This window comes from Megasphaera sp. SW808 (assembly GCF_012027795.1).
In the GTDB taxonomy this organism is placed as follows: domain Bacteria; phylum Bacillota; class Negativicutes; order Veillonellales; family Megasphaeraceae; genus Megasphaera; species Megasphaera stantonii.
In genome coordinates, this window is the sequence record NZ_SJOT01000009.1 from 36,487 (window position 1) to 48,645 (window position 12,159).

Annotated in this window: 12 protein-coding genes; 10 read left to right on the top strand and 2 right to left on the bottom strand. The window is 56.2% G+C overall.

Features of this window, described 5'->3' with window-relative positions:
• Positions 1–95: 95 nt before the first annotated feature.
• Positions 96–1,400, bottom strand: a complete 1,305-nt coding sequence (locus E0L13_RS05150; RefSeq protein WP_095629526.1) for a metallophosphoesterase family protein — start codon at positions 1,398–1,400, stop codon at positions 96–98.
• Positions 1,401–1,950: 550 nt separating this feature from the next.
• Between E0L13_RS05150 and trpS the strand changes: the two genes are divergently transcribed.
• The 10 genes from trpS (at position 1,951) to E0L13_RS05200 (ending at position 11,254) form a co-directional block, all read left to right on the top strand.
• A complete protein-coding gene (gene trpS, locus E0L13_RS05155; protein WP_087478009.1) occupies positions 1,951–2,937 on the top strand; it encodes a tryptophan--tRNA ligase in 987 nt (328 codons plus the stop codon).
• Positions 2,938–2,946: 9 nt separating this feature from the next.
• Positions 2,947–3,531, top strand: a complete 585-nt coding sequence (gene yfbR / locus E0L13_RS05160; RefSeq protein WP_087478010.1) for a 5'-deoxynucleotidase — start codon at positions 2,947–2,949, stop codon at positions 3,529–3,531.
• A 239-nt stretch (positions 3,532–3,770) separates the two neighbouring features.
• On the top strand, positions 3,771–4,172 hold the full coding sequence (locus tag E0L13_RS05165) for a hypothetical protein (protein WP_095629524.1): 402 nt from the start codon (positions 3,771–3,773) through the stop codon (positions 4,170–4,172).
• Positions 4,173–4,187: 15 nt separating this feature from the next.
• On the top strand, positions 4,188–5,495 hold the full coding sequence (locus tag E0L13_RS05170) for an NfeD family protein (RefSeq protein ID WP_168060791.1): 1,308 nt from the start codon (positions 4,188–4,190) through the stop codon (positions 5,493–5,495).
• A gap of 12 nt (positions 5,496–5,507) precedes the next feature.
• Entirely contained in the window at positions 5,508–6,551 is a 1,044-nt protein-coding gene (gene floA, locus E0L13_RS05175) for a flotillin-like protein FloA (protein ID WP_087478013.1), read from the top strand.
• A 12-nt stretch (positions 6,552–6,563) separates the two neighbouring features.
• On the top strand, positions 6,564–7,007 hold the full coding sequence (locus E0L13_RS05180) for a hypothetical protein (protein ID WP_087478014.1): 444 nt from the start codon (positions 6,564–6,566) through the stop codon (positions 7,005–7,007).
• 41 nt (positions 7,008–7,048) lie between these two features.
• The gene (locus E0L13_RS05185) at positions 7,049–7,792 is read left to right on the top strand and encodes an alpha/beta fold hydrolase (RefSeq protein ID WP_168060793.1); all 744 of its coding nucleotides are present in this window, start codon (positions 7,049–7,051) and stop codon (positions 7,790–7,792) included.
• Between the two features lie 95 nt (positions 7,793–7,887).
• On the top strand, positions 7,888–8,868 hold the full coding sequence (locus E0L13_RS05190; RefSeq protein ID WP_168060795.1) for an asparaginase: 981 nt from the start codon (positions 7,888–7,890) through the stop codon (positions 8,866–8,868).
• A gap of 116 nt (positions 8,869–8,984) precedes the next feature.
• Positions 8,985–10,040 (top strand): S-layer homology domain-containing protein, encoded by a 1,056-nt coding sequence (locus E0L13_RS05195; protein ID WP_168060797.1) that lies wholly within the window; start codon positions 8,985–8,987, stop codon positions 10,038–10,040.
• 26 nt (positions 10,041–10,066) lie between these two features.
• Positions 10,067–11,254 (top strand): S-layer homology domain-containing protein, encoded by a 1,188-nt coding sequence (locus E0L13_RS05200; protein ID WP_168060799.1) that lies wholly within the window; start codon positions 10,067–10,069, stop codon positions 11,252–11,254.
• A 70-nt stretch (positions 11,255–11,324) separates the two neighbouring features.
• Here E0L13_RS05200 and E0L13_RS05205 read toward each other — a convergent pair whose 3' ends face one another.
• Complete coding sequence (locus E0L13_RS05205; protein ID WP_087478019.1) at positions 11,325–11,996, bottom strand: HAD family hydrolase; 672 nt, start codon at positions 11,994–11,996, stop codon at positions 11,325–11,327.
• Positions 11,997–12,159 lie beyond the last annotated feature (163 nt).

The window sequence follows — 12,159 nt, forward strand, 5'->3', positions numbered from 1 at the left end:
CAGACTATCGGCGCTGCCAGTATGCTATGCCGCGCCGATAAAAAAGCCCTTCCCCGAGTATGCTGTTGGGGAAGGGCTGTGCAGACCGATATATATTATTTTTGGATGGAGACGGTATGGAGTTCCTCTCCGGAAGGCAGGTACCCCGTAAAGGTAAGGGCAGCGTCGGAGGCTTCCATGACCAGGTAGTTTTCCGTTTCCGGCTGAGGCGCTGCGTATTCGTCCAGGGAATGGTTTTTCCATAGGCCGGGATATTGGACACTGCCGGCTACGCCCGTCAGGATGTACAGCGGACCTGAAGCATCGCGCTGGAAGTTGCGGATATGGCCGCGGTCGCGATAGCTGTGGAGATGGGCTGATAATACGACGTCGACGCCGTATTCGTCAAAGAGGGGCATCCATTGGCGGCCTTCTTCGGAAAAGCCTTCTTCGCGGGGCTGCGGGCGGTTTTGGAACCCGTACTGCAGGACATCCTTGTGCATGACGACGACTTTCCATTTCTTTGTCGTGCGGGCCATGTCCTGGCGGAACCAGGCCATTTCATCTTCCAGCAGCTTGGGCTGGAACTGAGCCATTTCGGAAATCTGCGTGTTGAGGACGACGAAGTGGACGTCGCCGTAATCAAAGGAATAAAATTGGTTCCGATACGGCTCAGGCGCGTTGGCCGGCAGGGCGAACAGGCGGAGATAGGCTTCGGGCATGCGGATCTTCCAGTCGCGGTTGTACGTTTCGTGATTTCCCATGGCGGGCGCGATGGGGATCTTGCTGATCATATCCTCCGCAGCGTCGAACCAGGCATTCCACTGGTAATGATCCTGGCCGTTGTCGACGAGGTCGCCCATAGAGATGGCGAATTGGGCGTCGGGATGAGCCTGCCAGGCCGGGTCCAGCGTGGCGGCCCATACGCTGTAATCGCTGGATTGCGAGTCGGGAAATATCAGGGCTTTAAATTCGTTTCCTTCTGCCGTGTGCAGGCGAATCCAGGCGCTTCGCTTTTGGCCGTAGCCGACGCGGTATTCGTAGGCTGTGCCGGGCGACAGCTCCGTCAGCGTTGCTTTATGGATATACGTCGTTACGCCGTCGTCCGTAAAGGCTTCGCTCGTCGCCGCGACAGCGTAGACCTCGTCCTGTCCCTGCTCATGATATTCTACGACAGCATCGTCTTCGGCCATTGCCGACTGCCACATGATGGTCCGCGACGTCTCGCTGTTTTTCGTAATGACCTGGCGTATGTTCATGGCGTCTACATTGCTGGTGAGCTCGTAATGAGCGGCCAGGGACTTCGTTGTCCGAAGGCTCTGCTGGGCTGCCGTCTTGACGCCGGGAATGAAGGCGTACGCGGCGGCGCAGGCGATGAGCAATACGGGAACAATTCGTTTCAACAGTTTCTTTTTATTCATTTGCAGCCCTCCTTGCGGTGTATATCCTGAGATGAACTTTATCATATCACATGGAGTTTGCTTTAAGTCAAGACCTTTAACATAAGGTATTCTTACTAATTACATTATAGGTTTTAAATCTGATCATGTCTAATGCTTGCCTTTTATGGCAAGAAATACGATGGAGGCATGGCATGCCCTTAAATCGGTGCTGCTGCGGCGCTTGACAAGGGGATGTGCAGGATATACAATATTGAACGTAATAGAGAATGTCGATGAACGGGAGTAAGTACCCTTGCGGCACCCTTTGCAGCGAGCCGGCGGCAGTGGAAGGCCGGCATGAGGACGCAGGCGGGAATGGGCCCGGGAGATGCGGTCTGAACGACGAGTAGGCGCCGCCGGGACTTCCGCCGTTATGAGGAAGAGCGCATGAAACGTGCGCGTATGAGCCGGGCAGCTTGCCAACCAGGGTGGTACCGCGGAAATGTCTTTCCTTTCGTCCCTATCATAGAGGGATGGAAGGATTTTTTTTATAGCATAGCAATGTGTTGAATTTGAGGAGGATGATACTATGTCGATTATTTTTTCCGGCATTCAGCCGAGCGGCAATCTTACATTGGGAAATTATTTAGGCGCCCTGCGCAATTTTTCGAAGATGCAGGACGGCAACGAATGCTATTACTGCGTCGTCAACCAGCACGCCATTACGGTGCCCCAGGACCCGAAGCTTCTCCATGAACGGACGCGGGCTCTGGCGGCTATTTACATCGCATCGGGCCTCGACCCGGAAAAATCTACGCTGTTCGTACAGTCCGAAGTGCCGGAACACGCCCTGCTGGGCTGGATTATGATGACCCAGTCTTACGTAGGCGAGCTGGAACGCATGACCCAGTACAAGGATAAGGCGGCGAAGCGGGGCGATTCGATTCCTGCCGGCCTGCTCGTCTACCCGCCTCTCATGGCTGCGGATATTCTCTTGTATCAGACCAATTACGTACCCGTCGGCGATGACCAGAAGCAGCATATGGAAATTACCCGCGACCTGGCGCAGCGTTTCAATCGCCTGTACGGCGAAGTATTTACGATTCCCGATATTTACCTGGGACACGACGGCACGCGCGTCATGAGCCTCCAGGAACCGACGAAGAAGATGAGCAAGTCCGACGACAATACGACGGCGACGATTTATCTGCTCGATGAACCGAAGGCCATTGAAAAGAAAATCAAGCGGGCCCAGACGGACAGCGAAAACTCCGTCCACTACGACAGGGAAAACAAGCCGGGCATTTCCAACCTGATTGAAATTTTCTCGGCCGTGACGGATCATACTCATGAAGAAGTCGAAGCAGCGTATGCCGGCAAGGGCTACGGCGCGTTCAAGAAAGACGTGGCCGAAGCCGTAATCGCCGCCCTCGAGCCGATTCAGGCCCGCTACGCCCAGCTGGTCAACGACCCGGAACTGGACGAAATTCTCGACAAAGGCGCGGCGAAAGCCCATGCCAAGGCCAGCGAAACGTACGAAAAAGTCGTCCGCGCTATGGGCCTGAACCGGAAATAAGAGGCCGTCATGAGCCATTTCTTTGCGCTCCTGGCGCGGATGAAATTCATTCGCCGCTGGAGCCTGATGCACAACACGCAGGAAGAAAACATCCAGGAGCATACGCTGCAGACGGCTATGATTGCCTATCATCTCTGCCTTCTCAGCAACCTGCATTTCGGCGGCCGGACGGACCCGAAGCAGGCGGCCGTGTTGGCTCTGTATCATGACGCAGCGGAAATCTTTACGGGAGATATGCCGACGCCGGTGAAATATTTCAACGAAAAGATGCGCCGTACCTACGGCGACGTAGAGGCCATGGCCCAGGAAAAGCTGGTTCAGACGCTGCCGGAGGAACTGCAGGCCCATTACAAGCCGCTCATCTGCAGCGCCGAGGAGGATCCGGCGTGGCCCTTCGTCAAGGCGGCCGATACGCTGAGCGCGTATTTGAAATGCCGGCAGGAACTGGCGGCGGGAAACCGCGAGTTTGCCGAGGCCTTCTCGTCGCTGAAGGCACGGCTGGAACAGCTGGGCATGCCGGAAGTCGATATGTTCTTGGCCGACTACGCGCCGAGTTTTTCCTTGTCCCTGGATGAAATGAATCATTCCGGCTGACAAGAGTTTAAAGAAATAGAAAATAAGGTTTACCGATTTTCGATCGGCAAGCCTTATTTTTTTATAAAAATATTTTGCGATACAAGTTGTATATTTAGTATAATAAGGATCATATGCTGATACATATAGTATATGCATTTCGGCGGGAAATTTTTTTGAAAAAGAAGGTATTTACCTGCCGAGTGTGGAAACGTATAATAAATAAGGCAAATATACTTTAGTAAGTGGAGGTAGTCCTTATGACGCTCAGTTTATTTTGGTCGAGATATACATTAGAGTTGCATGAACGGCATCTGCGCGATGTGGACGCCATGTACCGCTATGTGATTGCTCGGGAAAAATGGAACTGGTTTTTATCTCAAATTCCGGAAAAGGAACAGGTACAGATCCTGCGCGGCCATAATCACGGCGACGAGTCGTGGTCGTGCCGGAAGTGGCTGGACCATATGCTGGAATGGATGAAGGAAAATAAGCCGGCCGCCGTATACGAGGCCGTGGCGGAGCGCGTTCGCGCGATGGAAGCCAAGCCGATAGAGGAATTGGAAAAGCAGGCGGCCCATTCGCTGTCGCAGGAAGAGCTGCATACGCTGCGGCAGGCCGGATATTTCCGGTGCGTCGACGCGCCGGAAGGCGAGGAGTGACCAAAGGAGGTGCCTATGAGTGCAGTGCGGCGCATTTGTTTAGTTGTTCTTGGATGGTTTATTATATGTTCGGCGGCTGCGCTGCCGTCCGTTCAGGCGGCCGATTCGGTGCGGGCTATCGTCATTTCCGGTGAAATCGACGGGAGCCAGGCCGCTCTCGTGCGGCGTGGCCTGGAACTGGCAGAAGAGTCGGGCGATACGGCCGTCGTCGTGTCTATCGACACCATGGGCGGCAGGGCGGACAGCGCCCTCAAAATACGGGATATGCTGCGGAGCACATCTTTGCCGACGATCGCTTTCGTCAAGTCGCGGGCCTGGTCGGCAGGCGCCCTCATCGCCTTATCGTGCCGCCACATCGTCATGGCTCCGGGAAGCAGCATCGGTGCAGCCGAGCCGATTCCCAATACGGAGAAAAATATCGCCGCTATGAAATCGGAATTCAGCGCGACAGCTTCCCACATGGGCCACAATCCCCGCGTAGCTGAAGCCATGGTTGACAAGACCCATGGCTATCCCGACTACGCCGAGCCCGGCGAGATATTGTCCTTGTCGGATATGCAGGCCAAGGAGCTCGGCATTTCTGAAGGGACGGCCAATTCGCCGGAAGAAGCGCTGAAGCTGTTCAGCTTGGGCGACGCATCGGTGCAGTATGAAGAAAAGAGCTGGAAGGACAGCATCATCGGCATCCTGCAGAACGAGTACGTCCGCATGGTCGTCATCGCCCTCATCCTGATGGCGATTTTCGTAGAAATCAAGACGGCCGGCATCGGCGTAGGCATCATCACGGCCATCGTCTTAGGCGGCCTGCTGTTCTTATCCGGCGAGGATTCCCTGGGCGACAGCCTGATCGTCTTAGGCGCGTTTATCGGCAGCCTGTTCTTCGTCGGGATGGAAATCCTGTCTCCCGGCATGGGGATTTTCGGCGTCCTGGGCGTGCTGCTGCTCTTCGGCAGCTTATTTTATACGCTGGGGGCGACTATAGATTCCGTCTACATTTTAGCCGGCGGAACCGTCTTGTCTTTAGTTTTGTTTTATTTTGTCGGCAAGCGTCTGCCGAAGAGCCGGCTGGCGGCGAAGTTCATGCTGACGACGCAGTCGACGAAGGAGAAAGGCTATTCGTCCCAGTCTGATAAGAGCAAGTACCTGTATCAGCGGGGAAAAACCATTACTATTTTACGGCCGGCCGGCACCATCCGCATCGGCAAGGAGCGAGTCGACGCCGTATCGGCAGGCTCGTTCATCGAGAGGGACGTAGAAGTGCGCGTCGTAGAAGTAGAAGGAACGCGCGTCGTCGTCGAGCCGGTTCCCAAACGCAGCGAGTAAAGGAGGTACCTTATGTCCATATTATCAGTTCTTGCCGTACCGATTATCGTCATCGTCATAGCCATTGTGGCCATATCCCTGTTTCTGCACTTCGTGCCCATCGGCTTGTGGATTTCGGCCATGGCTGCCGGCGTGTCCGTCGGCATCGTCAATCTCATCGGCATGCGCCTGCGCCGCGTCGTGCCGTCGAAGATTATCCTGCCGCTGGTCAAGGCGAATAAAGCGGGCCTCAACGTCAATGCCAACCAGCTGGAAGCCCATTATCTGGCCGGCGGCGACGTAGACCGCGTCGTCGACGCCCTCATTGCGGCGCACCGGGCTACGATGGCCCTGACCTTTGAACGGGCCTGCGCCATCGATTTGGCCGGCCGCGACGTACTGGAAGCCGTGCAGATGAGCGTCAACCCCAAGGTCATTGAAACGCCCTTTATTTCGGCTGTCGCCCAAAACGGCATCGAGCTGAAAGTACGGGCCCGCGTGACGGTCCGGGCCAATATCGACCGCCTCGTTGGCGGCGCCGGCGAAGCGACGGTCATCGCCCGCGTCGGCGAAGGCATCGTTACCAGCGTCGGCTCGGCCAGCGACCATTCACAGGTGCTGGAAAATCCCGATGAAATTTCCAAGACCGTGCTGAACAAAGGCCTCGACGCCGGTACGGCCTTTGAAATCCTGTCTATCGATATTGCCGATGTCGACGTAGGCCGCAACATCGGCGCGCGCCTCCAGACGGACCAGGCGGAAGCGGATAAGCAGATCGCCCAGGCCAAAGCGGAAGAACGGCGGGCCATGGCTGTAGCGAAGGAACAGGAAATGCAGGCTTATACTCAGGAAATGCAGGCCAAAGTTGTCGAAGCACAGGCGGAAGTTCCCTTGGCCTTGGCTCAGGCCCTGCGGGACGGAACGCTTGGCGTGATGGACTACTATAATATGAAAAATATCATGGCTGATACGGAAATGCGCTCGGCTGTGGCCCAGGCCGGCATCCCCAAGGCGAAGCCGGCGCCGGCGAAGGACGAAGGCCATAAAGGCGGATTTACGTCTGAGGCGGAAGAATAAGCAGGTGATACCATGGATATATTCGACGGCAGCCTCTTAAATTACGTCATACCCATTATTATGATTATCCTGTTTTCTCTGCCCGACGCCATGCGTAAAAAGCGGCGTTATCCGAAGCGTCAGACCCCGCCGGCAGAGAAACCGCAGCCGCCTGCGCCGGCTAAGAAAGAACCGGAACCGGTCCGAACGGCGCCGCGCCGCGTTCCTATACGGTCGCGAAAGGTCAAGGCGCCGGCAGAAGAACCAGCTGCCGCCATTCCTGCCGCTGCGGCACAGCTGGCGGCATACGCCGCGTCGCTGCCGCCTCAGCCCAAATCGGCTGCGCCGGTTCGGCTGGCCAAGACAAAAACAGAACCGTGGAGCGGCCTGACGCCCGAAGCACGGGATCTTTACGCCGGCCTCGTATGGGAAGAGCTGCTGCAGCCGCCATTGGCCCGCCGCCGCAACCGGCGCTAAGGTCCTCCATCGGACATAATGAGATAAAGTGAGGATAGGATATGATACGAGAAACTCGAATTAATATAGACGGCATTCCGGCCCTGCAGATCACCTGCGGCGATATGCCGAAAGGCGTCGTGCTGTTTTATCACGGCTGGACGTCGCAGAAGGAATATCAGTCCGTCCGCGGCCATCTACTGGCAGCTTACGGATACGACGTGCTCATTCCCGAAGCCGTAAACCACGGCGAGCGCGGCCCCATCGACTACAACAGCCCTGCGTCGTACGGTGAATTTTGGCAGACGATTTTTCAAAACATCCGCGAAGCGCCGTCGATCATCAAGTACATACGCAAGTGGCGGCGGCATGTGCCGTGCGCCGTCATGGGCCATTCTATGGGGGCCTTTACGGCCTTGGGCGTCATGACTCACTATACCGAATTCCGTACGGCCGTAGCCCTGAACGGCTCCGGCTGGTGGGATGAATCGGACCGCCGGTTCCGGGCGGCGCTCCACATCGAAAAGCCGAGAAGCTACCGCGTGCTGGCCATGCAGATTCAGGCCATGGACCCCTACGCCTATACGCATAAGCTGGCCGGCCGCTCCGTCCTGGCTCTTAACGGCGGCGCCGACGACGTCGTCGACAATAAGGCTCAGGAGCTGTATATGGAGAAGCTGGCGAAAGACAGCCAGGTTATCAGCCGTTACGGGACGTACGACGGCCTGGGCCATTTCGTGACGACGAATATGATGGGCGACGCCGTGCAATGGCTGGATGAAGCGCTGGCTGTTCCCGTGAGGTAGCCGGCTTGCGGAAATACACTGAATCATGGAAAAAGACTGGGCGTCTGTGCGATGCCGGTCTTTTTTCATATAAAGACGATTGGAGGAAATTATGTATGGCTTTGCCTAATATATACATCGTAGCCTGCGGCGGGACAATTGCCGGAAAGGCGGCGACAGAAGAAGATTTGACAGGATACACTGCCGGAGCGGCGACGATAGACGAGGTGCTGCAGGCTGTGCCCGCCGTTCATCAGTATGCCCGGATTCGGGGCGAGCAATTCTGCAGCATAGACAGCTCTGATATGAGCGAAGGGCTGTGGCTGGCCTTGGCCGCCCGGGTGCAGGAGCTGGCCGGCAGGGACGACGTAGACGGTATCGTCGTTACCCACGGCACCGATACGATGGAAGAAACGGCGTATTTTCTGAATCTGGCCGTCCATACGGAAAAGCCCGTCGTCTTCGTCGGCTCCATGCGTCCGGCGACGGCTATCAGCGCCGACGGTCCCTTAAATCTGCTGGAAGCCGTGCAGGCGGCGGCCCAGGCCGAAACGGGCCGTTACGGCGTCGTCATCGTCATGAACGGGACGATTTGCAGCGCCCGGTTTGTAGAAAAGACCGATACGACTCACGTCGACACCTTTAAAAGCCGTCAGCTCGGCTATATAGGACTGATGCAGGACGGAATGCCCATGTTTTATCAAGCCCCGCTGCGCCGCCATACCTATGAGTCCGGCTTGTCCTGCAGCGGCTGTGCCGCCCTGCCGACCGTCGTTGTTGCCTACGCCTATGTCGGCATGGAACGCTGGATAGAATCCCTCGTCCCGCAGGGTGTCTGCGGCCTCGTGCTGGCCGGCTTTGGCCACGGCCGCATGCCCGGAGCCGTATGGCAGTCCCTGCAGAAAGCAATGAAAGAGGGCCTCGTCGTCGTGCGGGCCAGCCGGACCCTGGGCGGGGCCGTTACACCTATCGCTGAATACGAGGGCACGATCTGCGCCGATACGCTGACGCCGCAGAAGGCAAAAATCCTGCTGCAGCTGGCCCTGCTCAAAACGAGGAATATCCAGGAGATCAAAGAGGCCTTCCGGGAATACTGATTGGCCAAGGACGGCCTATTCCCTATTCGTTTTGAGTGTGATAAAATAAAAAAGATATGAGAATAACGTATACAGCGATGCTGTGAACTATATAGTATGGACAGGAGAGATGCACGATGAGAAAATATGCGAAAGTTTTCATAACAGCTGCCTTGGCTGCCGGCCTCAGCACGGCCGCCTTTGCGGCGAATAATGCGTCGCAGCTGACGGACATCGACAATTACTGGGGAAAAGCGGCCGTACAGTATTTCTATGACCGCCATTATGTCAGCGGCACAAACGGAAAATTCCGCCCGAATGAGGATATTACCCGCGAAGGCATCGCGGCGATTATCAACAACATGATCGGCGAAGATTCGGCGGCGGTGACGACGGACTTTAAGGACGTCAAGGGCCGCTGGTCTGAACGGGCCATTTCTTCTCTTGTCGATAAGCAGATTATGAGCGGCTACAGCAACGGCACCTTCCGGCCGACTCAGAAAATCACGCGGGAAGAGTTCGCCGTTATCGCCTACAATTACATGAGCTATAAAGGCATGGCTACGACGGGCGAGCAGACCGTCCCCTTCGCCGACGAAGCCAAGATTTCTCCGTGGGCTAAGGAAGCCGTCAACGCGATGGGCGCGGCAGGCTACATGACGGGCTCCAACAACATCTTCAATCCGAGGGAATACGTCACCCGCGGCGAAGCGGTCAACGTATTGTACCGCATCGTCATGACTGCCGATTCGGCTCAGGCGGCGGCGCCGGAAGCAACGCCGGAGGAAGCGTCCCTGGAAACGAAAGTATTTAAGGATATTACAGAGGCCTATGGTTCGATTAAGAAATTTGCCGGCGACGGCATTATGTACTGGCAGGGCGATACCCTCCACATCGGCGTGAAGACGCAGAAGAATAAGGACGAACTGGAAAGCGTCCTGGCGGCGGATAAGACGATACCGAAAAATGTCGTATACGTACAGACGGCTAAATACAGCTATGACGACTATAAGAAGATGATGTCCAAAGCCGAAGAAGTATACAGAGCTACGGAAGCTACAGATGCCGTCGTCAAGACCGACGTCGACTATCTCAATGAAAAAGTCGTCCTCACCGTACAGTCCATTTCGGAAGAAACGCGGGCCAACCTGGACGACGCCCTCGGCGGTGCGCTGCGCATCGTAGTTCAGTAAATATTGTCGCAAAAGGAGACATTTGCATGAAATATAGAGCCTTGGCGGCGGTTTTAGGCACCGCCGCTATACTATCCGCAGGCGCTGCTTCGGCAGAAGCGCCGTATACGGACTTGAACGCATTGCCCCAGCGGGCTGCCGTCGACTACTTGTACGATACGCAGTGCCTGACCTTCGTTACGGGCGATCAGTTTCATCCGAATACCGTGTTGACTCGCGGCGATTTGGCCCAGCTCATTTACAACGCTGCTGCCAATATGCCGTTAGCGAATCCGGAGTTTAAGGACGTCCAGCCAGGACGGGCTGCCGACGCCATGGCGGCCGTAGCGGCCCAGGGCATTTTGACGGGCTATGAAGACGGCTCGTTCCAGCCGGATAAAGAAGTGACGCGGGAAGAATTTGCCGGCGTCCTGTACCGGTATCTGCAGTACTGCCGCCTGGCGGACGCCGACGGTGAAGTGGAAGCATACGCCGATGAAAGCGACGTATCGCCGGCTGAGCTGACGGCCGTTCAGGTGCTGCACAGCAAGAATATCATGGTGCCCGACGATAACTATTTCCGTCCGAAAGACGGCATTACCCGCATGGAAGCGGCCGAGGTCATATACCGCCTGCTCCATTCGGACGAAGACTACGTATCCCACGTGCAGGTGGAAATGCAGGTCATGAAATGCCTCAACGCCGAATACGGCTCGGCCGTGGCCTATTTCCGGTATGGGACGATGTACTGGGAAGGCAACACCCTCGTATTAGGTATAAAAGGCAGCCCAGGCCGGTATTTGGAAGACCGCATTGAGCATGAAGTGACTCGCGCCGACGCCGTGTCTATTCGCCGCGTCCGCTTGAGCCGGAGCGACTACGACCGCATTCTGAACAGCGCCGTTAATACGATCGTGCGGACGGAAGGCGTACAGATCTACGTCGGCTCCATTCCTGATTACGTCAACGAGCAGGTCGTCGTTACGGTCCGCCGCCCGGTGAGCGAGCAGACCCTCAAGGCATTGACCGAGCGGGTGGGAGCAGGCGTTATCCGCATTGAAACCCTGGCCGCTCCGGGAAAGGCCGTCCATGTGCAGGAAAATCGCAGCGGTGACGGCGAAGGCTACGACGTGGACCGCCGCGGCCGCCGTCACGACAATATCAGCTATTCGCCCCTCGTAGACCAGGCGACGTCCAACGCCATCGCTTACGTGGAAAACGACGTGATGAATTAAAAAAAAGGAAACTAAAATAAACCGACCCTTCCAAGTCAGCGTTTCAGGCTTCACTTTGAAGGGTCGGTTTTTAGTCGTTGGGGAGAAATAGGTGGGTCAGTTCTTGACAGGAATGGACGAGGTAATCAGGATGAAGGCTTTCTAAAAAGGACGAATCCCGAAAGCCCCAGGTGACGAGGACCGACGTCAGGCCGGCGTTGTCCGCCGTTTCCTTATCTACTTCCGAATCGCCGACGTAGACGGCCTGCTCGGGCCGGCAGTTCAAGAGGTGCAGGGCTTTTTCTATCATGTCCGGCGCAGGTTTTTTGCGGTACTGCGGCGATTCGCCTATGGAGAAATCGACGAGCTGGCGGAAGAACTCGTCGTGGAGGAGCGATACGGCGCCTTGTCCTTTGTTGGAAACGATGGCCGTCTTGTATCCGCCGTTCCGCAGCGCTGCCAGCATGTCTGCGACGCCGTCGTAGGGACGGGTATTGCCTTGGCAGTGGGCGCTGTAATATTGCTTGAACTCTTCCGCTAACAGGGCCTGCTCGTCGGCCGGCACGGACGGAGCGGCCCGCTCGATCAATCCCGTATAGCCGTAGCCCAGGCAGAGGCGCACCTCCTGCGGAGGGAGCTCCGGCATCTGGTGGAGCCTGAATATATGATTTAGACTATGAGTCAGCTCGGACAACGTATCGAGAACCGTGCCGTCCATATCGAAGATGACGGCTTTGTACGAATGGTTTATTTCATGGGGCATGACGGCCCGCCTCCTTTGCGCAGTATACCCATAGTATACCGTTCCCGGCGGTCTTTGTCCAACGGCGATAGCTTCCTAAATTCATGGGGCTTCAACCTAAATAGGCTAGTGCTAAAATAGATGCAGTATGATACAATAGGGAAAGATATTTGATAGAGCAAGA